The following is a 23,738-nucleotide window of genomic DNA, read 5'->3' as shown; positions in this document are numbered from 1 at the left end:
CACTTACCTCATTGTCGCGTTCGGCGACGTATCTACTACTGTGATGCTTTGTGTCGTTGTGCCAGGCGAAACCCGCGTTTGCTCGAACTCTTCCACCAAACGTGCGACTTGTGGTAAACAAGAGCCGCAGTTGGTGCCGCACTTCAATCTGGTTTGCAACTGCGCTACGCTCGAACACTCCCCTTCGCTGAGCGATTGCAAAATCTGCTCATCGGTCACTCTAAAGCAACTGCAAATAAGCTCGCTCTGCCCTTCTTGCGCTGCAAGAGAAATAAGACGGCTGAAATTGAGCGCCTTGCCAACCAACTCCACTAATTTTGTGTAATCGGAGTGAATAGGTTGCTCTGATGTGACCAATAAAGAGCGGACAATGCGCTCATCTCCAACCTCATCAAAATCCACCGCTAACCATCCAGAAGAGGTATCAAGGACAACTCGGCGGGTTTTGATATGGTTGAGGCGGCTAGGTCTGTCACCCACACACAACGTCTGCTTATCTGCGGGCTTATCATGGGCAAAGCGCCAAATTCCGACACGATTCTCCACTTGAAAGGAGTGATATAGGCAATCGTCAGGGTCAAATTGGCTGCCAATGTAGAGGCCATAGGTCTTAACCGATACTGGCAGAAGTTCGACCTCGCTTGACTTAAACGCGGGCTGACCAGAGTGTGGGTCGGCATCTCGACTCACGACGGCGTTCACTTGTGACTTTCCGCCATACGCCGCCGCCCAGTGCATCGACATAAAGAGCTGTTTGTAACTCAAGGTCTCATCCAAGCCCACTTTCGCCACAATAGTGGTGTGCGGCCCTTGCGCCGATGCAAGTTTGACAGGTGAGATACGTATAAGTTGGCCGGCCTCAATACCCAAATGGCTTGCCGATAGCGCGTTCATGTACACCGTCGGCTCCGTTTCTGAGGCGGCAAGATGAACCACATGCCCTGTGCGCGTCATGGTGTGCCATTGATCGCGCTGACGGCCGGTATTGAGCCACCAGCCTCGTTGCAATGCGCCCTCTTTCGCGGCAATGAAACGCGCTTTACCGTCGGCGAAACTAAAACGCAGCTCGGCGTAAGGTCTCTCCCCGCCCCATTGTTTAGGTTGCCATTGACGATACTCCTCATCCGTTAGCTCAGCATATTGGCTGATATCCAGTAAACGTGGAGACGTTGCATTGATGCCCGTCATGGCTGCATACTCACGAAACACGTCCGCTTCGCTTTGAAAATCAAATCCGTTGCTCACACCGAGTTTTTCACACAAAAGCGCGCCAACAACGCTAATCGCACGCCAATCGGGTAAAGCCTGCCCCGGTGGTGGCGTGAACTGTCTTTGGCGCGACATGGTGCGCTCTGAGTTGGTCACCATGCCCTGCTTTTCTCCCCAACCTGCGGCGGGTAACAGCAGATCTGCGTATTGAGCGATGTCTGAATCGGCGGTGATGTCTGACACGATAACCAAAGGACAGGCTTCAAGTGCGCGGCGCACATAGTGGTTATCTGGCATCGAGACCACCGGATTGGTTGCCATGATCCAAATCACTTTGATCTCGTTGCGCTCAACCGCTTCAAACATCTCGATCGCTTTTAAACCAGGCTTTCTGGCGATATTAGGCGCTTGCCAAAAGTCTTCGACCAGTGCGATGGAGTCATCATCGAAGCCGCGATGCACAGCCAACTGATTGGCGAGCCCGCCGACTTCGCGTCCGCCCATCGCATTCGGTTGCCCGGTGATAGAAAACGGCCCTGCGCCCTGATAACCGATCGCCCCTTTAGCTAAATGCGCGTTGATGATGGCATTGCCTTTGTCTGCACCACTTTGCGATTGGTTAACGCCTTGGCAAAACAGCGTGATCGCCTTGCGCTCTTGCGCAAACCAGCCATAGAAGGTCGCAATTTTCGCCGACTCGACGTTGATACGTTCCGCAATCGCATCCAACTGATATTGGCTAGCGTTCACTTCAGTCAACAATGCCTCAAAGCCTTCTGTGTGGTTGGTAATAAAGTCATGGTCCAACGCGTCATGTTGATGTAGATAGCGAATCAGTCCGTGAAACAGCGCCACATCGCCGTCATTGGCAATAGGAATATGCAAGTCTGCTTGGCTCGCGGTGACGGTTTCGCGTGGATCAATCACGACCAATTTCATCTCTGGATTCTTATCGCGTGCTTGTTGGATTCGACGAAACAGCACAGGGTGTGTCCACGCCGTATTCGCTCCACAAATGACAATCAGATTGGCATGATTAAGGTCATCATAATTGACCGGCACTACATCTTCTCCAAACGCGCGATTGTGTGCCACCACCGCCGAAGACATGCACAAACGTGAATTAGTATCGATGTTGGCACTGCCAACAAAGCCTTTCATCAGCTTATTGGCAACGTAATAATCTTCTGTCAACAGTTGCCCTGAAACGTACATGGCGACCGAATCCGCGCCTTGCGTGTGGATCGCCTCCGCCATCGCACCGGCAATGCGCTCTGCCGCTTCATCCCAGCTCACTTCCTTGCCCTGAAATTTGGGGTAGAGCAGGCGCGACGGCATTTTCATGCTCTCTGCAAGCGCGGCGCCTTTAACGCACAGTGCGCCTTGGTTGGCTGGGTGGGCTTTGTCTCCAACAATACCGAGTGGGCCAATTTCGACTCCGCAGCCGACGCCGCAGTACGGACAGGCCGATTTGATACATTCCTTTGCCATGATTCCTTCCTCTAAAAACAACAAAGCCTCTTCCTGTTGGGAAGAGGCTCCTTTGCCGTTGACGTTGTTATTGTATTGTGTGACTGAGCACGAATTTACTTAGGTCACTTAGGGTAAAGCAATGAAGATGCCAAATAGAAAAATTAATAAAATCAGACGATTAAATATTTTCAACACCCTAAATTGCACCAATTATGTGCGGAGCAGGATCCTCACAGTGCGCGTCTCTACTTCGCTCACTGAACGGTTGACGAACGCGCACTCAATCACACTCTCATAAATAGTGATTGTTGTTTTTGAAGAGCTATTTTATATTTCAGGTGTTATTGTCATACAAATATTAAGGATTCACTATGTTTACTGCTAGCACTGCAGAGCTCTCCTTTGCCCGCTTCTTACAGCCTAAACTCATCGAGCTGATTGAACGCGTAATGGAACAAACTGCTCAACCTATCGAAAATGGCCGTCATGATCTGGAAGGTGACAGCGCCTTTTTCTTGGTGATGGATGACAACACTCAACCACTTGAACAGCGTAAGTCAGAGTGCCACCAACGCTACCTTGACGTGCAATTGCTGCTCGAAGGTGAAGAGACGTTTGGCTACAGCCTACTGCCGTATACTGGGTTGGATGAAGATTACCTAGCGGATAAAGATTTGGCGTTCAGTGAACAGCTACAACAAGAGCAATTTGTCACCATTAAAGCCGGTGAATTTGTGGTGTTCTACCCGGGCCAACCTCACCGTCCATTGGTTGCTGTCAACAACCAGCCAGCGCCGGTGCGTAAAGTCGTGATCAAGATTGAAAAGAGTCTGTTTGAGTAAACTGACTGACGTCTTCGACATTTAACCATTGCGCGGCCGAGACGCCGCGCGTATTAATGTTGTGCGGGTTTGTTTAGCAACTAGCCCTTGATGTAGCGCAATAGCTCGTCGTTCAGTGCGCGAAGTACACCAGAATCGGGCTGAGTGTGAGACAAGGTACGCATGCCATAAATCCCCATCACTAAAAACTGTGCCACCAGCTCAGGCGAGCGATGATTGGCAATTTCCCCAAGCTCCATCATAACGGCTATCTTATCCACCAGCCATTGCTGCCAACGGCGCAACATGTCGCTGATCAAAGCCTCAACTTGTTCATCTTGATGAGCCAGCTCGCTCAGCGCTTTTTGCAGCAAGCAATCTTTAATCTGCTCTTGCTCGCACTCTTCGAGCACCGACTCCATGTAGGCTTCAATCCCTTCAAACACCGTTGGGTAAGACGCAAACAGCGCTTCCATCGCTTGGTGTCTATCGAGTTGATACTGCTCCAATGCGGCGATCAGTAGACCACGCTTGTTGTCAAACGCACAATAAATCGACCCGGGATGTAGCCCGGTTGCCAACTTAAGATCTTGCATACTGGTTTTGCCATAGCCTTTCTCGACAAACTTCGCCATTGCTTGCCTTAATACCACTTGACGGTCAAATTCTGCGCTGCGCATAACATCACTCTTAAGGTTGGAATACCCACATAGTAACTGATGTTGAATGTGCATTCAAAAAATACTTGAATGAGCATTCAAAATATTCTAACTTGAATAGGCATTCAAATACTCTCGAAGGACACGTCGATGAATACCCTATTTCAACCGTTCAAGCTCAATGAGACGCTAACGCTCAACAACCGCATTGTGATGGCTCCCCTAACTCGCTGCATGTCTGACGAGGATCTGGTGCCAACGGATGCAATGGTGGAATACTATGGCCGCCGCGCCGACACAGGCTTAATCATTACCGAAGCGACCTTGATCAGTGCTGACGGTCAAGGCTACCCTAACACCCCTGGGCTCTTTACTGATAAGCAGATTGAGGGCTGGAAAAAAGTCACTCAGCGTGTGCATCAAAATGGCGGAAAGATCTTCGCTCAGCTATGGCACACCGGCCGCGTTGCGCACCCGTCGTTTTTTGGTGGCGATAAAGTGATTGCCCCTTCTGCGATTGGTGTCGAAGGCACCGTGCCACGCATGCGCCACCTCACCTATCTAACGCCAACCCCAGCCAGCAAAGAAGAGATTCAGCGCTTAGTCGCCGATTTTGCCAAGGCCTCTCAAAACGCCATCGAAGCAGGCTTTGATGGTGTCGAGATCCACGGTGCAAACGGCTATCTCATCGACCAATTCCTTCACTACAGCAGCAACCAACGTGATGATGAGTATGGCCAAACAGCGGAAAATATGTCTCGTTTTGCGCTAGAAGTGATGGACGCTGTCGTGGAAGCGATCGGCGCGGATCGCGTTGGTCTGCGTCTCTCCCCTGGCGCTTACTTTAACGTCGAGGCCGACCCACGTGATCGTGACGTATTCGATTACTTGCTAAAGCAACTCGAAGTACGTGATTTGGCCTACTTACATGTGGGCATTTTCGATGACGCTATGGCATTTGAGCACCTAGGCGGTACCGCCTCGCAATACATGCGCGCTCAATACTCGAAAACCTTGATCGGCGTGGGTGGTTTTGATGCTCAAACCGGCAATGAGGCGATTGAAGCAGGCAAGTTTGATTTACTTGCGATTGGCCGTCCTCTGATTGCCAACCCAGATTACGTTGAAAAAGTGAAATCGGGCCAAGCGCTCACTCCGTACAGTGAAGAGATGCTGACCTCACTAGTATAAGGTGCGCATCAGCAGCCTTTAGATTACTGAGAATAAGACAAAAGCGCCGATACTCTCGGCGCTTTTTCCATTTATCTGTTTGAGAGAACGTTACGATTAACACGTCGCTCGATAAGAGTATGTCACTCAAAAATCAATCACAAAGAAAAATATTGGAAAATAGAGTCGCAACAAGCCGATTTTTGCGCCAACTTTAGAAGAGAGTTTCTGATAGAGAAAGAATGGAGGCGCGTCCCGGAGTCGAACCGAGGTCCACGGATTTGCAATCCGCTGCATAGCCACTCTGCCAACGCGCCTTTGTATCTACAACTTGATAAGCCTGCTCTACTTGAGTTAATGGTGCCCCGGGCCGGACTTGAACCGGCACAGCGCGAACGCCGAGGGATTTTAAATCCCTTGTGTCTACCAATTCCACCACCAGGGCAACGCAATAGATGCGAAGGTTACACCATTTCTCTTCGGCGATTGCCGTGAGAACAAGGTGTACTTTAACGAATTGAGAGAAGCGGTCAACAAAAAACTGTAACTCGCTGAACCGTTTAGATAAAAAGCCATCAATCCGTGCAAATATTCATCGTCACAACCCTTTTGCGTCTAGCACATATTCATGGTACTGATAGACGCTCTTATAATAAATCAGTGGCAAATCACTTCACTGCACACTGGGCTAGGAAAAGTCATGCTTACTCAAACTCAACAAGTGGACAGCACTGAGCTGCACCATTTTACTCGTCATGATGTTTGGAACGGTTTTCGAGAGCTGGTTCCGCTGTCATTCTTTGTGATTATCTTCGGTATTGCGTTTGGTGTCGCTGCGGTCCAAGTCGGCTTGGAACCGTTATCCATTATGCTGATGAGTGGATTAGTCTTCGCAGGGGCGTCACAGTTCGCGACGTTAGAGATGTGGGGACAAGAGGTCGCGTTGATTCCCGTTTTAGTGACCGTCTTTGCCATTAATGCGCGTCATTTGTTAATGGGGGCGACCCTTTACCCTTGGCTACGCCACCTTCCGGCCAGCAAACGCTATGGCGTTATGTTATTTGCCTCAGACGCCAACTGGGCTATGTCGATGAATGCGTTTGGCCGCCATCAGAGAGGACTCGGCCTTCTGCTCGGTGGCGGTGTGGCGTTGTGGTCTTTTTGGATGCTAGGCACCTGGCTTGGCTATGCGTTTGGCAACTTGATCAGTGACCCAATCAGTTTAGGCCTCGATATGGTCATGGGCTGCTTTTTACTCTCTATGGTAGCAATTGGACCTAAGAGCCTGCGTATGTTCGTTATTTGGGGCGTGGCCGCATGCGCATCCTTGCTGGCCTATTATTATTTGCCCGACAATAGCCATGTTGTGGTTGGCGCGCTCGCAGGAGGGTTGCTCGGCGCCTTTTGGACGGAGAAACAAGCATGATGATCTCAACCGATTGGCAAGGCACGTTAATCATTATTATCGCCATGGCACTGATCACCCTGCTCACACGCTGGGGTGGCGTGTTCGTCATGTCGTTTGTACCAATTAGCTACCGAGTGCAGCAATTTATCACCGCTATGTCGGGGTCGGTGTTAATCGCGCTGTTGGCCCCCTTAGCGGTGGAAGGTGACATAGGGGCTCGCGTTGCACTTTTGGTGACTGCCATCGTGAGCTTTACCACCAAAAAACCGTTGCCAGCAATCGCAGCAGGTATTGCCGCAGCAGCGATCACGCGTCTCATCTAAGCGGAGATTAAGGACAAATTTGTCCACTGTGAAAGGGCAAATTTGCCCTTTTAAACCTACGTACTCGACACCATGTGTTAGATAACATTCATCAACAGGCCATACTCATCTATGTCTTTCCCACGCTTATCCGTTCTTGATTTGGCGCCCGTTTCTGACGGCACAGACTTCTCTCAGACTTTTCAACGTTCAGTTGAATTGGCGCAAGCCGTCGAATCTTGGGGCTATCACCGTTTTTGGATGGCGGAACACCATAATATGCCTGATATTGCCAGTGCCGCCACCAGTGTGTTGCTCAGCCATATCGGCGCTCACACTCACTCGATCCGTTTAGGCTCCGGTGGCGTTATGTTGCCCAACCATGCGCCCCTTGTTATTGCAGAGCAATTTGGCACATTGGACGCGCTCTACCCAGGGCGGATCGATCTTGGGCTGGGACGAGCGCCTGGCACCGACTATCCGACAATGCATGCGCTAAGGCGCGATCCAGAGCGTATGGATCCCGACTTCGCTGAGCTGCTAGAAGAGTTGACATTTTTTCTCGGTCCCGTATCCCAAAACCAACCCGTTGCGGCTTATCCTGGTAACAACACGTCAATACCGATTTGGTTGCTGGGATCGAGTACGTACAGCGCTCGTTTGGCCGCGCAGAAAGGACTGCCCTTTGCGTTCGCCGCACACTTCGCACCAGACGCGATGTCTCGAGCGTTAGCTTATTATCGTGATGAGTTTGTTCCGTCGCAGCACTTAGCAAAACCTTACGTGATGATTGGTGCTAACGTCATTGTTGCAGAGAGCCAATCGCACGCAGAGTATTTGGCGACGACAGAAAAACAGAAGTTTTTGAAAATGGTACGCGGCCGTCGTGAAAAGCTGCCCGCTCCGGTACACAGCATGGCACCGCTTTGGTCGGCGCAAGAAAAACTGCACGTTGAAACCCAGTTGCGAGAGTCGATTCATGGTGACAAAGCTCATGTTAAACACGCTATTGAATCACTGGTTGAACGGACTGGTGCCGATGAGATTATGGTCAACGCAATGGTGTATGATCAGAGCGAAAAACTGCGTTCTTATCAGCTATTGTCTGAGTTGATGGAATAACAAGATAGAGAAAGAATGGAGGCGCGTCCCGGAGTCGAACCGAGGTCCACGGATTTGCAATCCGCTGCATAGCCACTCTGCCAACGCGCCTTTTTAGAACAGCACTGAGTCTCAGTGCTGTGTTCGGCGCTTACTTTACGTATTCAGCACGAGGAGTCAAACAAAAATCCCTATTTTAGGCGTGTTCGCTGACAAATGCGCCAATTAGAGCAGACATTGTTCGAAATGGTCATCCAATATAGTCGTCCACCTCTCGCCTGTCTTTGACGACGCTTACCCTTTATCTGCTAATGCTTGACCTTCAAAATTCACACCTTGCCAACCGGTTTGCATAAAATTGCGGATGTTCGCGTGATCATCCCCTGCCGGATGGTTGAGGACATCTTCACGATAATAACGCCCAAAGCAAGCGAGGGTTTGTGACTCTGACAGTTGATTCTTTTGGCCAAACGCAAAAATCTTGCAAGACCCATTGTTCTGATTCACCTCATTAAAGGTGTCACCATTGGTGAACGCGGTAGGCGTAAACGTGTAGTAACGCTCAATGATTGCCATGGTCTGATCAAACTCTATCGTCTCCGGAGAGTGTTCAAGGGTGTGGATGAAGGTGGTGAGTTCCATTTGGTTAAGCTCCTTATGTCATAAAGGGCCAAGTCTACGGGATCGTCCTCGATGGCAAAAGGAGAAGATGAACCAATCACTCAGTATTTCAAAATAGACACGATTCATGTGGCACATCAAACACACAAAAACCATAACCAACCAAACACTTATGCAAGTGTAATATGTGCGTAAAGTCTAATTTCTTTTACTGATAGAAAAAAATAACTCGAAAAATCAATAGCAAAAGGGTTTACTAACCCGCAGCAATTTTGAAGCAATGTCTCATTATTGACACCAATGCAAGCCGAGAGGGTTTGATTTTATGGCAACGACGACTGGGTCAACCATCATCTTATGAAGATTCTGGTTTGTGATGACTCTAAAATCGCGCGCAAAGCGATTTTATCGAACATTGATACACAGGCAATCACTCTTTACCAAGCAGAAAATGGAAAGAGCGCTTTAGAGCGCCTTGCATCTGAGCCTATCGACGTCCTGTTCCTCGATTTGACCATGCCTGTCATGGATGGTTTCGAAGTGCTTGCCTCGCTACCTGTCCATGCGCACCCGACCCAGGTTATCGTGGTATCAGGGGATATTCAAAATCAGGCAAAACAGCGCTGCCGGGAGCTCGGCGCCCACGACTTCATTGAGAAGCCGTTCAGCGCGATGGATCTTCACGCGGTATTTGAACGCTATGGGATCCCACTGTGCCCTTCGGTGCACACACAGCCCACACGGCAGCTCTCCGCTCACGAGCTACTCAATAACATCAAAGAGATCAGCAATATCGCTCTCGGTGCCAGTGCCTCACTCATCGCAGAACAAACCGGGCGATTTATTGAAATGCCTTTGCCTAACGTTGCCTCCTTGCATCAATCGGAACTCAAAATGACGATTCAAGACATCGTCAACAATGCAGAATATCGCGCCGTGTCACAGCGCTTTGTTGGCAATGGCATCAATGGTGAGGCGCTCGTCTGCTTACACGGGCAAGGCATTGATCAATTTTCGGCTGTTACGGTTGACAACTTTCATGCCGAAACCAACGAAGCGATCCTGGATATTGCTAACTTATTAGTCTCCTCGTTTTTGGTGTCATTTAGCAAGCAGCTCGACATTGCTATCTCTTTACGCCAGCCCATCGTGCTGGAAAAAGAGCCGCTACAACGAGCGCTAAGCTGCTCTCAGTTTTTAAACGGCTACGAGCAAGAGATTTTTACCATTGAGTTTGTTTATCACGCCGAAAATCTCGATGTCGCCTGTGACGTGATTTTCCTTATGGACAATGACTCAATGAAGTCCATCGAATCCGTATTGGAGTGTGTAATGTGATCAAGCATGATATGGGGGATTTTCACTGGGCGATGCAGATCATTGGCGAGCTGGATGCAGGACTTATCGTCTTGGATAAGCACTACCGAGTCTTGGCGTGGAATTCGTTTATGCAGTCGTACAGTGGCATTCGCGCCGAAGCAATCATTGGCCAAGTGTTGTTTGACGTTATGCAAGACTTACCTGAAACTTGGCTGCGTAATAAAGTCGACACCTCGTTTCGTTTGAACAGCCGCGGATTCTCTTGCTGGGAAGACCGCCCTTACCTGTTCAAATTTAAAAACTTCAGCCCAATCTCCAACGGCTTACCTGAGATGCGCCAAAACATCACCTTCTCCCCTTTAACGTCAGTGAACGGCGAAGTCTCTCATGTCAGTCTTATCATCAATGACGTCACGGACGTCGCGAAAAACAAAACCCACCTCATCGATTCCAATCAAAAACTGTCGGATCTCAGTCGCACAGACGGCTTAACTCAACTCTACAATCGTGCCTACTGGGAAAGTTGTCTTCAGCAAGAGTTTGATCACGCTAAAGTGACCGGGAAACCAGCGTCACTGGTTATTTTCGATATTGATCACTTCAAGCGAGTTAATGATAACTATGGTCATACTGTCGGGGACATGGTGATCCGCCACACGGCAAAAGAGCTCATCAAAGCCTCTCGTGGCAGTGATATTTGTGGCCGCTACGGCGGTGAAGAGTTTACGGTTATCTTACCAGGTACGTGCTCTGAGCAAGCGCTCTATTTTACCGAGCGCCTTAGAAAACGTATCGAACAGTCGATTGTCGAGTGCGAAGGGTACGCTGTTCGCTACACCATCAGCCTCGGGGTGTGCGAGTTGACCGAACAACAACCCAACCACCTAACTTGGTTACAACATGCAGACAAAGCGCTCTACTATTCCAAAGAATCCGGACGAAACCGATCAACCGAGTTCGATATGTCGTTTGTGAAATAGCGCGACTCGCCATTCAGTGAACGCCGCTGTTATGTCGACTTTTGCTTACTGACAATACTGGTGATGACCTGCGATCTGGCCGCCTCACTGTGCTTTTTTTTATCACGATACATTTGTTGATCGGCGAGTCTCACCGCGTCTCGCATCGACACTGGGTGCTGCGCCGTTGATTCAGAGACACCAATACTGATCGAGACGTCATCGCGGATTTCCGCCAAACGTTCAATCAGACGTGGCACATAGGTCTTCTGAGCATCTTGCTTTTTACAGCTTGGCATCAACACCACGAACTCATCGCCGCCAAAGCGGAAACTTTTGTCAATGCCCCTAGAAATCCCTCGAATAGCATCCGCCACCGCGATCAAAACGTTATCCCCCTCCTCATGACCAAAGTTATCGTTAAACGCCTTAAAATTATCGATATCCATATAGAGCACGGTGATACCATCTCCGTGCTCATGACACTCTGTGAAGAGCTTTTCTGCCACTTCTTCAAATGCGCGTTTATTGTATAAATTGGTGAGAGGATCTTGGCTTGCCATCAGTTCAATGTGCTTGGTCCTTTCCCTGACCATCTCCTCCAATTCATTGACGTATTGGTAGGATTTATTCCGCTCCATCTCGATTTCATTCATCATGCTTTTAATGTAAGTATCAAAGACATAAGAGACATCAAAATCCATCAAACGGCTTAAAATTTCGCATTGATAATTGGCTATGGTGGCATCAGAAATATTCGAGCGGATCGTCGATGAAAGCACTTCTTTGAGGTAACTGACGGCAGACAAGTAGAGTTTTGGATCAACGCCAATGCGTTTGTGTACCAACCCGATTCTCAATCTATGTTCAACGTAGTCGAGATCGACTTCTTTAGAGAACAAATCAATCACATACTGACGCAGAGCGCTCATCAAGCGTTGCAGAGTGCCGGCATCGCCAATTAAAGTCTCTACATCAGGTGTATTCGTCTGATGCTCATAAAAGCCTGCAACGATTGAATCTAACTGGCGAACTATTACGCCTTTCAGTGAACGTAGCTCCACTAGCTCACTCGACGTTAGGCGAAATAACTGAAGCCGTTGTTTGAGCTCAGATTCTGAGATCTGTTGTTGCTCAACCAAGGATTTATCTGTAATTCTCATTGCTCTGCTTCCATAGCCAACTCATGCTTTAGTTTAGACTATAAAACCAAATGCATAGTAGTTTTTTCATTCGTTAATTCAATGAATTACATATCTATTAACCATCGAAAAATTATGGGTACAGGCCATTTAAGAAGTGAGGTGAACCGGTTTATCTACAAAACAACATAGCGCGTCAATCGAGATCGGCTTCGAGAACCAGTAACCTTGATAGTAACGACATCCCATGGCTCGAAGTTCAGTAAATTGTTTCTGTGTTTCAATACCTTCCGCAACAGCATCATATTTGAACGAGTCTGCTATCTTTATCATGGATTCGATAATGGCCTTACCTTGGACAGTGTCCATTTGATTGACAAAACTACGATCAATTTTAATTTCATCAACTGGGATATTAACCAGATGGTTGTAAGAGGTGTAACCGGTACCAAAATCATCCAGAGAAACATGGCAGCCAATTTCACGCAGAATCTCAATACTTTTGAGATGGAAATCTTTCATCTGAACAAAGAAGGTTTCCGTGATTTCTAAACAAACTAAACGCTCTGGTACACGATACTGGCGAAGTAGGCGTTTAAAATCGTTGATAAATTGTTTATCAAGAAGTTCTCGTGATGAAATGTTGATAGACAACCGAAAATCATCCGGCAATTTATCACGATAGGTTTGATATGTTTTAAAGCACGCTTCGACAACCCAAAGATCAATGTCACGAATCAATCCATATTGTTCTGCGACCGTAATATACACCTCAGGTGAGAGTTGACGTAAACTCTCCGAATGGCACCTCAACAGTGCTTCCGCGCCAACAATTTGCTCTTTCTCGGCATCGTATATCGGCATAAACAGCAAGTAGAACTGCTCACTCTGTAGCGCCATACGCACACTGTCTGCAATTTGATACTCTTCTTCATGAGCCATCATAGTATCGAAGTTGAATTCGGCGGATCGCTGCTCATTTCGCTTGGCAATATTGACAGCAAATCGCGCTCGCTCTAATGCTTTCACGCCCGTTTCAGGTAAAAAGTCACTGGATACGTAGCCAATGACGATTTCCAGCATTAGATGACCAATCCCATCAAGATTGACACCTAAATCATTCAAATCAAGTACATACTGAGACTGCTGAGAAGTTAAATTCTCACCCACACACTCGATCAACAATTCATCTTCTGTCACCCGATAAATCGTCAGCTTATGATTAGATAATTCTCGCACCATTTTTTGCCACATTCGTTCCATAACTTTGATGACCGCAGGATTACCAAAATGGTGGTTTAAGGCGTGATAGTTGCTGATCTTGACCAAGTACAGTCTCACGGGTTCATTGTATTGGGCTAGAGCTGAATAATTTTTGACAAAGTGCTCTACCGTGTAAAAGCCTGTTTTCTTGTCTCTATAAACATTATCCTTGGCAAGGAGTAGGAGTGACTTAGTATAAAAAAGGTAATGTGCCAAACAGCCCACGAGAAGAAGCGGCCAATAAAAAAACATCACTTTAACAAACGTTGATTCATTGTGGATTTGCCAACTAAACGAGAGGCTTTTAATCGTCATCCCCCACTCTCCGTCCGCTTTTACAGGAACACCTCCAGTGTAGAACTCAAGTGCAACGAGTCGGCTAAAATCTAAATCGGCTTGCTCATAAGGGATATCAAACAGCTCCTCCCACCACGTTTCGACCCGAAATCGACTCAAAGGGATAGACTGGGTACTTTTAGGTTCAAACCGTACAGCTTGATATTTGGTATCTTTGACAGCGTAATGCTCGGACTTCTCCTTAGTTAATAAGGATTTAGCAAAGATCGTGACCCCCGGCTGCTCTGTGCTACCCGACCAAAGCGACTCAACCTCCACATTCAGTGTTGCTTTTTTGCTGAGGGACAAAAAATGGCCATTTTGTACGTCATGAGGTAATGGGAATACGATGCCGCACATGTCAAGCTCTGCTTGAGGTGCATCACTACAACGTATCGACACACCTCGTTCAGAGACATTGAGTAACTTAGCACCCGCGTCATTGTTTCCTGCGGTAAGCGGCGCAATATTTGCGTGGCCTAGTACCTGGAAAGAGGCTTGATTTAGCGGTGAGCGAATGATGGCAAAAGTCACAAGCGCAAACGATAAACTGGCTAAAAAGAAGAACAGGTAATGTCTAACTACTTTTTTTTCTTTACTGTCCATGTGAAAAACCACGCAAGGAAAATACGTCAAACGTACTGAGTGGTCTCATTTCCCCTTGGTAGCATAAAAAGGCAAAAAAATGTGACATTCAGCGAATAATTATCTGATAAATATACAAACTTATCATTGCCTTGGCGAGAAGTAGTCCGCTAAATTGCACATAAATTGATTTATATCACAAATGGATCACCGCGCGGAATTTTCCATACACATATAAATTAGCAAGTCATAAAACGACAATGCCCCGCGAAAGCGAGGCATTGTTCAATCAACTTGGATAATGATCTGGGGCAGACTATGGCGTTACCATTTCTTCATCAATCTACCGACTAGATTTGGATGGTAAGACCAACAATGATCAAACATGCTCATCAGCTCTGGGTTTCCATACTTTGACACGCTCAAGGCGTGGAAGCGGTTTTTGTTCTCTTTTAAGCCCGCGACCTTATCCAGTACCTCTTGTGACTGTTTCGGGGCAATAAAGTCCGAAATCACCACCATATCGGCGTTTTTGTACTTTTCACTGCTCATCAAATCAATCGATTTAAGAATCACAGGCTCGAGATCCGTGCCGCCGTGAAAGCTGTACGACAAGAAATCACTCGCTTCACGCAAACCATCTTGACGTGTCAGTTCGTAGGTAATCTGCTCCGTAGAAAACAGAATAACAAAGCAATCGCGATCATCCGCCAGCGCGATTTGCATTAAGGCGTAGGCCATCGCTTTGGCACATTGCTCTGGCGCCCCTTTCATAGAGCCAGAGGCATCCACACAGACGATAAAAGGTCCTTTTTCAATCTCAATACTTTTACTGTCAGGCTGTTGAGCCGTTACTTTACGCAACGTGCGATTTTTCCCTTGCACGCGATAATTCATCAAACGCTTATCCGCTAGGTGCTTGTAAAAAACCACCTCAAGCTCTGGGTATGCCAAAAACATCGTCTCGTTGGGCAGTAGCTTGTTGAGATCATCACTTTCGTGGATACCGACAATGTCATCTGTCGCTTCGTCGGTTTTCTCTTCCACGACTTCAATCGCTTCCACTGGTGCTTGGTTTAAATCAGGATCATTGACTTGCCCCGCCATGCGGCCGAGTTGCTCTGCAATTTTTTGTAGTCCGCTGTTCTTTTTCAAAAACTCCGCGTGTTTTTTCATGGTGCCGAGATCAGTTTTACTCAGCTTCGCCGCAGCCATATCCCACAGACGCCCGACACTCGCTTCGTCTCCCTCTTTCGCAACGTTATCCATGTTTTTCATGGTTTCCATGCGTTGATAGAGATCTTTGAGGGCTTTTTCTTTGCTCGCTTCTAGCTCACTTAACTGGGCAGTTTTTATCGCATCCACCAAGCTTTTGTACCATTGATCGCAAAAATAGTGAGCGAACATTGGGTTCTTAACCCCTTTATTCTTCTCTACAAGACGCCTCGCCTGCATGTAGAAAGCCGAGTGCCACTCCAACTTTTTAATGACCTCAGGCAATTGAGCGTGAAACGTGGCTTCGTCCCAATAAATGACTTCTTGATACAGCGCGAGCTCTTGTTGAAAACGTTCCGTTTCACACACCTTAGTGATGCGCTTTTTGACACTGCCGCGCCATTTCAACAGATGATTTTTCACCGAGGATTTCATTCCTCGGTTCTCAGCCATGATCATCACTTGTGAGCGCGCAACAATATCGTTCATCGCGCTTTCAACGATGCCCGAATCGGCGATCATTAATGCTAAATTAAGTCCATCTGCACCCAGCACAACGTTTCCCCTTACTCAAAAACCGGTGGCAAAGTTTGCAATCGATAAAGCGCTTTTTCGCTCTCTGATTTGGCCGCTTCCAATGCCTGGGTTAAGCCTTGTAGCCCAGCTTCCATCTCACGAGGGATCGCCTCGTCGATAAAGTTGTGTGGCAGTGCGGCGTGGAAACTGGAGCGCGCTTTACGCAAGCGGTGCTCTGCTTCTTCTAACGATTTCAACGCCTCCTCTGAACGCGTTAACCAAGTTTGGAAGCGGTCGTGGTCTAGCCCTTCACTCGTGACAGGGGTCAACAATACTGCGCGATTCGCAATGTCTTTAATGACTAAGTTATTGGCTGCATCCACATCAAAACGAAGACGACAAATCGCCGTAGATTGGTTGACATAACCACTCACTTCGCCGTGGCCATCACGAACCAGTTTTTCGAGATCGGGTTTACTGACGAACACACAGCGACTGTCACCTTTTTCGGATTCAGACACCGACATATTGGCCTGAAGAAGGACCAACTTGATAAGACCCGGAGTCACACCCACTTTATACAAACGTGCATCGGAGAAATCGTACGACTGAACCTGCTTCTTCAGTAATCCCGTTGAAGATTCAAGAGAGAGCTGGATAGCAAACGTCTCTTCGAGTTCTTCTTGAACGTCTTGTAGCGTTTCACGGCAGAGGGTAATTTGTTGCTCTACCTCTTGCTGATCAAACGCGTAATTGAGCGCAAACTGACGAATGACGCGGCGCACCACATCACGAGATTCAGGGCTGTTCCATAAGCAATCTTGTAGCAGCAACAGATCCAATGCGTTGATCGCATCGCGGCCGTTAAAGTAGGCACTGGCTTTCAACAGCTTAACGGCTTTTTTCCAGCGTCGATCAGACACATACATGTCCTTATCCACACTCGAACCGGGCACTTCGCCAGTCTCTTTCTCAAGTAAGCTTTTGAGTTCAAACAGCTTTTCAAACACATCATCGCTCAGCTCAAGCGTATCAAGCTCTTGCTGCCAGAGGTGGTATTCTTCATCGGTAATCGCCAGGCCTTCTGGAATTTTGGCTTCTTGCGTCGTGCCAACGGTGAGCATGGATTTGAAGTTTTGCTTATTTTGAATTCGATTAACAAACAAACGCACCAGCATGCGGTCATAGAGTGCCTCGAGACCACTGTCTTCATCAGGCAATTCATTTGATGCCGACACTAAAAGACGCATGGGCACTTTCTCAATATCACTGCCATTTTTAAACGTTTTCTCGTTCACCACGGTCAAGAGTGTGTTGAGAATGGCGGGGCCGGCTTTCCATATCTCATCGAGAAAGACGACTTGCGCGGTAGGTAAATATCCATTAGTCAGACGCACGTAGCGGCCATTGTCTTTCAGCTCTTGTATGCTTAGCGGGCCAAACACCTCTTCTGGTGTAGAAAAACGTGTCATCAAATATTCAAAATAGGACGAGTTATCAAACGCTTGAATCAAGCGCTTAGCAATCAAACTTTTTGCTATGCCTGGAGGGCCCAGTAGAAAAACGCTTTCACCGGCCAGGGCCGCAAGTAAACACATTTTGATGGTATCTTCACGTTCGTAGACACCGTCAGATAGGGCGTGAGCCAACTTATTGATTCGTTCCGACAGTAACGCTTTTTGCGAGTGGGGGACTCTATTTTGACTGAACATTATTGGGCGATCCTCGGGGCGCTAAGCGAGCGTAATGTATAACGTGCTTTATACATTTGTTATTACTTTGTTACAAGTATAGTTTATTATAATCAGCCCTTTGTTATATCAGATTCGCTTTTTACTTAATTTTCTGTAATCAATGTTTGCATATTTGCGCGATTCATCACACCGAGTTATTAATCCATTCCAACGCATCGCTCTTCATTACTTTTCATCGGGTGCCGAAATGGGTAAGGTAGGGTCAACATGCTAGGGACACCACATACCCAATGGACAAACAAACCACGATTCACACCTGGAAACGGATTGCTCTTATTGAAGAACCCGTGACCTTACCCAATGGTCAACAGATTACCCATACCACGATATCTCACCCGGGCGCGGCGGTTATGCTGCCTATCGATGACAATGGTGATATCGTCATGCTGAACCAATATCGGCCGTCACTTAAAAAGTGGCTACTTGAACTCCCAGCAGGCACACTAGAAGCGAACGAAGCCATAGTCGACTGCGCTTCACGTGAATTGGAGGAAGAAACGGGCTATCGCGCCTCAGAGTGGATTTCTTTAGGGCAAGTCACACCGCTCGCAGGTTTTTGTGATGAGATTCAATACCTTTTTGTGGCCAAAGATCTCACGGCTTCTAAACGCTTAACGTGCGATGATGATGAAGTGATTGAAGTACTGACTTTATCGCTGCGCGACATCGAACAACGCATCATTTCAGGTGAGATCACCGACGCCAAAACCATCGCATGCATCAGCAAAGCGAAACTGTGCGGCTATCTCTCTTGAATTTCGTTTTCCCTCATTAACAAGGATAGGTTATGGATTTTCGCTCTGACACCGTGACTCGACCCACTCCAGCTATGCGTGAAGCGATGGCCCACGCCGCTGTTGGCGATGATGTATACGGCGATGACCCAACCGTCAACGAACTTGAGTCCTTCGCGGCCAAGCGTCATGGGTTTGAGGCGGCACTTTTTACCACATCTGGCACGCAAGCCAACCTACTGGCGTTGATGGCACACTGTGAACGTGGCGACGAGTACTTATGTGGACAACAAGCGCACAACTATCGCTTTGAGGCAGGTGGCGCTGCGGTGCTTGGCTCAATTCAGCCCCAGCCGATTGAAAACAACCCGGATGGCACTCTCGATTTCGACAAACTTCGAGCCGCCATCAAGCCCGATGATTGTCACTTTGCTAAAACCCGTTTACTGAGCTTGGAAAACACCATTAATGGTAAAGTTCTGCCACTCGATTACCTGGCACAAACGCGAGAATTTGTCGACCGACACGGCTTAAGCCTGCATTTAGACGGGGCTCGCGTATACAACGCCGCCGTCGCGTTGGATGTTGATGTCACTGAGATCGCACGTCACTTCGACTCCATGACCGTGTGTCTTTCTAAAGGTCTTGCAGCGCCTGTGGGCTCATTGCTGCTCGGCAGTCACGCCTACATTGCCAAAGCACGACGCATCCGAAAAATGCTCGGTGGCGGCATGCGTCAAGCCGGCATATTGGCCGCTGCCGGTAAATTAGCGCTGACTGAGCAGGTAGCTCAGCTTTCTATTGACCACGTTAACGCCAAACAGCTCGCGCATACCCTAAATACATTGCCCGGTTTTTCAGTCAATCCAGAATTCGTGCAAACCAATATCGTCTTTGCCAAACTAGAGAAACACCTTGATATAGATGCCATCGCAGAAGCGTTGGCCAAAGAGAATATTCTCATCACACCATCCAATCCCATCCGCTTTGTTACTCACAAAGATGTGACCCAAGACGACATTTCCACACTCTGCGCGCACATTCAACGTGTGCTTTGATCTCGCCCATTGAGCTTCCCCCTAGGGGAAGCTTTATTCTCAGTCCACACACACCGACATTGAGAGTACAAATGAATCGATGGATACGCCACGTATGCCTGCTGGCCACTAGCACCGCGTTAACACTCGCTAGCGGGGCACATGCGAAACCTTTCGGCGACGCGCAGCTTGGACAAGTCAAATCACCCAGTTGCGTTTTTTGTCACGGCAGCACCGGCCAAAGCGCCAATCCCAATTACCCTAATCTCAACGGTCAAGATGCCACTTACCTGTTCAACGCGATGCGTGCCTATCAACGAGATGAGCGAACTGGCCCACTCGCGCAGATGATGAAAGCGCAACTTTCCAAACTCAACGAACAAGACTTGCGCGATGTTGCTGCGTTTTACGCTGCCCAAGAAGATTGATTACACCTCAAATAAAAACCGCTTCTCAAGGGTTGTACATCGCTATTCAACACTGGCGTACGGCCCTATTCACAACCTATCAATCATCACAAAAAAAGCAAAAAAAAACCGACATGTAGTGACAAAAAACTCATTAACAGACCGATTTGGTTATGTGATTTTTATCACCTCCGATTTGAAATTCCATTAAATATTGTTTAGTGTACTAACGTTTTTGAGCAAAAAAGGAAATCTTTGATGGATCCCATACTGGAAGTAAAGGGACTGTACAAAGTGTTTGGTGATGAACCCAATCACGCATTCGACCTGTTGGAAAAAGGGTTGGATAAAGACACTATCTTCGACAAAACTGGCCTCACTGTCGGGGTCAATGATGTCTCACTCTCGATCAATGAAGGCGAGATCTTCGTCATCATGGGTCTATCGGGCTCTGGCAAGTCCACCTTAGTGCGACTGCTCAATCGATTGATTGAGCCAACACGTGGCAGTGTTCTGTTTAAAGGCAATGACATCGCTTCGATTTCAGAGCAGGCACTGCGAGAAGTCCGTCGCCACAACATCTCCATGGTGTTTCAAAACTTCGCCCTAATGCCTCACATGACTGTGGTTGAGAACGCCGCTTTTGGCCTAGAACTCGCTGGTATTAGTTTGGAAGAGCGAAATCGCTGTGCTCTATCGGCACTAGAGCGCGTCGGCTTAGAAAGCTATGCGGATTCCTTCCCCGATGAGCTCTCTGGCGGTATGCAGCAGCGTGTCGGACTGGCTCGGGCGCTAGCCTGTGACCCTGATATTCTGTTGATGGACGAAGCCTTCTCCGCCCTTGACCCGCTGATCCGTAGCGAAATGCAAGACGAACTGATTCGTCTTCAAAACGATGATAAACGCACCATCGTATTTATATCGCACGATCTTGATGAAGCGATGCGAATTGGAGATCGCATTGCCATCATGCAAGACGGACAAGTGGTCCAAGTCGGCACACCAGATGATATTCTCAACAACCCTGCCAATGATTACGTTGAAGCCTTCTTCAAAGGCGTCAATGTGGCCAGCGTCCTCACAGCGAAAGACATCGCCCGAAAACAGCCGACCGCCGTGTTTAAAAAATCTGAGCACGATGGTCCCGGCTCAGCGCTGCAAATGCTGATGAATCACGACCGCGAATTTGGCATTGTGGTCGATCGTGCTAGCCGCTACTCCGGCATCGTCTCTCTCGACTCGCTGCGCCAAGCGCACAAAGAGAAGCGATCTTTAACCAGTGCTCAAATAGATGACGAGGTGACATTGTCACCCGAGCAATCCATCAATGACATTCTTGGTATCGTTGCCGATTCACCATATGCCGTACCGGTCATTGGAGAAGACGGCCACTACTATGGAGTCATCACCAAATCTCGCCTATTACAGACGCTAGATAAGGAGTAACGCGGTGTCAGAAGAAACTTCTCAAACGGACCCGTGGTCGCAAACCACGGCAGACAACACAACACCATCGGATCCTTGGGCAACGGCGACATCCGACGAGGGCGCAGACTGGCTTACATCCGAAGTGACGCAAACTCAAGCGCTCGATTTAATGCACCCCTTCAACGAGGCGCTCTTGCCCGTCGATGCGTGGGTTGAGACGGGCCTAAACTGGCTGGTCGAACACGGTCGCCCGCTTTTCCAAGCGATCCGCGTTCCCATCGACTTGATCCTGAGCTCATTCGAACTGGCGCTTGTCTCCACTCCTGCCCCATTCATGATACTCGCCTTGTTTCTTTTGGCATGGCAGTTTTCAAATTGGCGTCTGGGCGTAGCGACCTTGGTTTCGCTGCTCACTATCGGTCTGATTGGTGCGTGGAGCCAAGCGATGACCACCTTGGCCTTGGTACTCACTTCAGTCTTTTTCTGTTTGCTCATAGGGTTACCTTTAGGCATCGCATTGGCTCGTAACCCAACTGCCGCGAAAGTCGTCAGGCCACTGCTCGACGCGATGCAAACCACCCCAGCCTTTGTCTACTTGGTGCCGATTGTCATGCTCTTTGGTATAGGTAATGTGCCCGGCGTTGTGGTGACGATCATATTCGCGCTGCCACCTGTGGTCAGGCTCACCATACTCGGCATCGTTCAAGTGCCCAAAGACTTGATTGAAGCAGGGCACGCCTTTGGTGCCAACAAGAAGCAAATGCTGTATCGCATCCAACTGCCGCTAGCGCTGCCTACGATTATGGCCGGCGTAAACCAAACCTTAATGCTGTCACTTTCTATGGTGGTGATTGCATCGATGATCGCAGTCGGCGGTCTAGGTCAAATGGTGCTGCGCGGAATTGGTCGCTTAGATATGGGCTTAGCCGCCGTAGGCGGATTGGGCATCGTCATTCTTGCCATACTGCTTGATCGCATTACTCAAGCACTGGGCGAAAACGCAGGCAATACCAAGCGCCGTTGGTATCACACTGGTCCTGTTGGCGCAGTGTTCAAGCTTGCTCGAGGCAGTCACTCAGCCCACGCAGTCAAAAACAAGGAACTTCACTTAGGGAGAAACAATAATGAATAATCTATGGAAACAGACATTCAAACTGACATCGGCCTCGGCCTTGGTATTATCAGGTGCTGCTTTTGCTGCATCGCTACCGGGCGAAGGGATCGCGGTACAACCGGTGCAATCCACCGTCGCAGAAGAGACCTTTCAAACACTGGTTGTCAGCCGTGCCCTCGAAGAGCTTGGCTACGAAGTGGCTGAACCAAAAGAGGTGGATTACAACGTCGCTTACACCTCGGTAGCAAAAGGCGATGCCACATTTCTTGCCGTCGGTTGGTTCCCTCTACATGCCGATAAATACACCATGGCGGGCGGCGATGACGTGTTCTACCGTCAAGGCGAATACGTCAGTGGTGCGGCTCAAGGTTATTTGATTGATAAGAAGACCGCGGAACAGTTCAATATCTCCAACATCGGCCAGCTGCAAGATCCGAAAATTGCTAAGCTGTTTGATGCTAATGGAGACGGCAAGGCTGACCTTACTGGCTGTAACCCAGGCTGGGGCTGTGAAATGGTGGTCGAAGCGCAACTCGACGCCTATAAACTCCGTGATACGGTGACGCACAACCAAGGTAACTACGCTGCCATTATTGCCGACACCATCTCACGCTATAACAAAGGTGAGCCAATCCTATATTACACTTGGACACCGTATTGGGTAAGTGGCGTTCTGGTCCCAGGCAAAGATGTCGTTTGGCTGGAAGTCCCTTTCTCTGCCTTACCCGGCGAGCGCAAAGACGTCGACACCTCACTGCCGAATGGCAAAAACTACGGGTTCGAGATGAACTCGATGAAAATCGTCGCCAACAAGACGTTCGCCAATCAAAATCCTGCTGCGGCCAAGCTGTTTGAAATCATGAAACTCGATATCAATCATATCAGTGCACAAAATATGATGATGAGCAAAGGTAAAAACAGCTCAGCGGACATAGAGGCCCACGTTGAAGGTTGGATAAAAGCCAACCGCTCGCTGTTTGACTCTTGGGTTGAGCAAGCTAAAAAAGCCGCCAAATAACCGCTTCCGCCCCTTGCTTCGCAAGGGGCTTTTTGATTGGATCAAGTAAGCGCAACGATATGACCATCAAGCAAACCACTCGCTAATTAATCACTCAACACACATTCATTGCCGCTCACTCTTGTCTCTGGCGGCCGGGCGCGTCA

20 protein-coding genes and 3 tRNA genes are annotated in these 23,738 nt (G+C 48.4%); 13 read left to right on the top strand and 10 right to left on the bottom strand.

All coding sequences use genetic code 11. The features are described from left to right. Window positions 1-3: 3 nt before the first annotated feature. Window positions 4-2,700 (bottom strand): nitrate reductase, encoded by a 2,697-nt coding sequence (locus AC6R03_RS11135; protein ID WP_500630770.1) that lies wholly within the window; start codon window positions 2,698-2,700, stop codon window positions 4-6. Between the two features lie 353 nt (window positions 2,701-3,053). Between AC6R03_RS11135 and AC6R03_RS11130 the strand changes: the two genes are divergently transcribed. Beyond that, complete coding sequence (locus tag AC6R03_RS11130) at window positions 3,054-3,524, top strand: NanQ anomerase/TabA/YiaL family protein (protein ID WP_334552009.1); 471 nt, start codon at window positions 3,054-3,056, stop codon at window positions 3,522-3,524. 80 nt (window positions 3,525-3,604) lie between these two features. Here the strand turns inward: AC6R03_RS11130 and AC6R03_RS11125 are convergent, their stop codons facing one another. Further along, window positions 3,605-4,183 carry a TetR/AcrR family transcriptional regulator gene (locus AC6R03_RS11125; protein WP_500630769.1) on the bottom strand — a complete coding sequence of 193 codons (579 nt, stop codon included), beginning with the start codon at window positions 4,181-4,183 and terminating at the stop codon, window positions 3,605-3,607. A 129-nt stretch (window positions 4,184-4,312) separates the two neighbouring features. On the opposite strand from AC6R03_RS11125, the gene AC6R03_RS11120 reads away from it, so the two are divergent. Further along, window positions 4,313-5,353 carry an alkene reductase gene (locus tag AC6R03_RS11120; protein ID WP_500630768.1) on the top strand — a complete coding sequence of 347 codons (1,041 nt, stop codon included), beginning with the start codon at window positions 4,313-4,315 and terminating at the stop codon, window positions 5,351-5,353. A gap of 222 nt (window positions 5,354-5,575) precedes the next feature. On the opposite strand, the gene AC6R03_RS11115 is transcribed toward AC6R03_RS11120, so the two are convergent. Both AC6R03_RS11115 and AC6R03_RS11110 read right to left on the bottom strand, forming a co-directional pair. After that, window positions 5,576-5,649, bottom strand: a tRNA-Cys gene (locus AC6R03_RS11115). Between the two features lie 41 nt (window positions 5,650-5,690). After that, window positions 5,691-5,777: transfer RNA gene (locus AC6R03_RS11110), tRNA-Leu, on the bottom strand. Window positions 5,778-6,032: 255 nt separating this feature from the next. On the opposite strand from AC6R03_RS11110, the gene AC6R03_RS11105 reads away from it, so the two are divergent. The 3 genes from AC6R03_RS11105 (at window position 6,033) to AC6R03_RS11095 (ending at window position 8,164) form a co-directional block, all read left to right on the top strand. Further along, window positions 6,033-6,758, top strand: coding sequence for an AzlC family ABC transporter permease (locus AC6R03_RS11105; RefSeq protein WP_500630767.1), 726 nt, complete (start codon window positions 6,033-6,035; stop codon window positions 6,756-6,758). Continuing rightward, complete coding sequence (locus AC6R03_RS11100; protein WP_500630766.1) at window positions 6,755-7,063, top strand: AzlD family protein; 309 nt, start codon at window positions 6,755-6,757, stop codon at window positions 7,061-7,063. The genes AC6R03_RS11105 and AC6R03_RS11100 overlap by 4 nt, the downstream gene beginning before the upstream one ends. Window positions 7,064-7,174: 111 nt before the next feature. Then, window positions 7,175-8,164, top strand: coding sequence for an LLM class flavin-dependent oxidoreductase (locus AC6R03_RS11095; RefSeq protein ID WP_500629499.1), 990 nt, complete (start codon window positions 7,175-7,177; stop codon window positions 8,162-8,164). A gap of 16 nt (window positions 8,165-8,180) precedes the next feature. Here the strand turns inward: AC6R03_RS11095 and AC6R03_RS11090 are convergent. Both AC6R03_RS11090 and AC6R03_RS11085 read right to left on the bottom strand, forming a co-directional pair. Beyond that, window positions 8,181-8,254 (bottom strand) — tRNA-Cys (locus AC6R03_RS11090). Between the two features lie 183 nt (window positions 8,255-8,437). Continuing rightward, on the bottom strand, window positions 8,438-8,785 hold the full coding sequence (locus tag AC6R03_RS11085) for a HopJ type III effector protein (RefSeq protein WP_500630765.1): 348 nt from the start codon (window positions 8,783-8,785) through the stop codon (window positions 8,438-8,440). Between the two features lie 336 nt (window positions 8,786-9,121). On the opposite strand from AC6R03_RS11085, the gene AC6R03_RS11080 reads away from it, so the two are divergent. Together AC6R03_RS11080 and AC6R03_RS11075 are read left to right on the top strand one after the other, a co-directional pair. Next, on the top strand, window positions 9,122-10,102 hold the full coding sequence (locus AC6R03_RS11080; RefSeq protein ID WP_500630764.1) for a response regulator: 981 nt from the start codon (window positions 9,122-9,124) through the stop codon (window positions 10,100-10,102). A gap of 11 nt (window positions 10,103-10,113) precedes the next feature. After that, the gene (locus AC6R03_RS11075; RefSeq protein ID WP_500630820.1) at window positions 10,114-11,064 is read left to right on the top strand and encodes a sensor domain-containing diguanylate cyclase; all 951 of its coding nucleotides are present in this window, start codon (window positions 10,114-10,116) and stop codon (window positions 11,062-11,064) included. 29 nt (window positions 11,065-11,093) lie between these two features. Here the strand turns inward: AC6R03_RS11075 and AC6R03_RS11070 are convergent, their stop codons facing one another. The 4 genes from AC6R03_RS11070 to AC6R03_RS11055 form a co-directional block, all read right to left on the bottom strand. Further along, window positions 11,094-12,206, bottom strand: coding sequence for a GGDEF domain-containing protein (locus AC6R03_RS11070; protein WP_500630763.1), 1,113 nt, complete (start codon window positions 12,204-12,206; stop codon window positions 11,094-11,096). Between the two features lie 129 nt (window positions 12,207-12,335). After that, window positions 12,336-14,390: an EAL domain-containing protein gene (locus AC6R03_RS11065; RefSeq protein WP_500630762.1), complete on the bottom strand. Its 2,055-nt coding sequence runs from the start codon at window positions 14,388-14,390 to the stop codon at window positions 12,336-12,338. Between the two features lie 303 nt (window positions 14,391-14,693). Next, window positions 14,694-16,139 (bottom strand): ATPase RavA stimulator ViaA, encoded by a 1,446-nt coding sequence (gene viaA / locus AC6R03_RS11060; protein WP_500630761.1) that lies wholly within the window; start codon window positions 16,137-16,139, stop codon window positions 14,694-14,696. A gap of 11 nt (window positions 16,140-16,150) precedes the next feature. Further along, window positions 16,151-17,812, bottom strand: coding sequence for an ATPase RavA domain-containing protein (locus AC6R03_RS11055; protein WP_500630760.1), 1,662 nt, complete (start codon window positions 17,810-17,812; stop codon window positions 16,151-16,153). Between the two features lie 272 nt (window positions 17,813-18,084). Here AC6R03_RS11055 and AC6R03_RS11050 point away from each other — a divergent pair, with 272 nt between their 5' ends. The 6 genes from AC6R03_RS11050 to proX all read left to right on the top strand — a co-directional run bounded on the left by AC6R03_RS11050 (window position 18,085) and on the right by proX (window position 23,592). After that, the gene (locus AC6R03_RS11050) at window positions 18,085-18,609 is read left to right on the top strand and encodes an NUDIX hydrolase (RefSeq protein WP_500630759.1); all 525 of its coding nucleotides are present in this window, start codon (window positions 18,085-18,087) and stop codon (window positions 18,607-18,609) included. Between the two features lie 32 nt (window positions 18,610-18,641). Further along, entirely contained in the window at window positions 18,642-19,646 is a 1,005-nt protein-coding gene (gene ltaE / locus AC6R03_RS11045; RefSeq protein WP_500630758.1) for a low-specificity L-threonine aldolase, read from the top strand. Window positions 19,647-19,717: 71 nt separating this feature from the next. Beyond that, window positions 19,718-20,053 (top strand): c-type cytochrome, encoded by a 336-nt coding sequence (locus AC6R03_RS11040; RefSeq protein WP_500630757.1) that lies wholly within the window; start codon window positions 19,718-19,720, stop codon window positions 20,051-20,053. A 237-nt stretch (window positions 20,054-20,290) separates the two neighbouring features. After that, window positions 20,291-21,478, top strand: coding sequence for a glycine betaine/L-proline ABC transporter ATP-binding protein ProV (gene proV / locus AC6R03_RS11035; RefSeq protein WP_500630756.1), 1,188 nt, complete (start codon window positions 20,291-20,293; stop codon window positions 21,476-21,478). Window positions 21,479-21,482: 4 nt separating this feature from the next. Then, entirely contained in the window at window positions 21,483-22,592 is a 1,110-nt protein-coding gene (gene proW, locus AC6R03_RS11030; RefSeq protein WP_500630755.1) for a glycine betaine/L-proline ABC transporter permease ProW, read from the top strand. Continuing rightward, a complete protein-coding gene (gene proX / locus AC6R03_RS11025; RefSeq protein WP_500629510.1) occupies window positions 22,585-23,592 on the top strand; it encodes a glycine betaine/L-proline ABC transporter substrate-binding protein ProX in 1,008 nt (335 codons plus the stop codon). The genes proW and proX overlap by 8 nt, the downstream gene beginning before the upstream one ends. Window positions 23,593-23,738: the final 146 nt, after the last annotated feature.

The sequence above is a fragment of the Vibrio sp. R10-SG-ISO4 genome (genome assembly GCF_059834135.1).
Note: the sequence above shows the minus strand (reverse complement) of the source record. Positions and strands in the feature narration are given on the sequence as shown.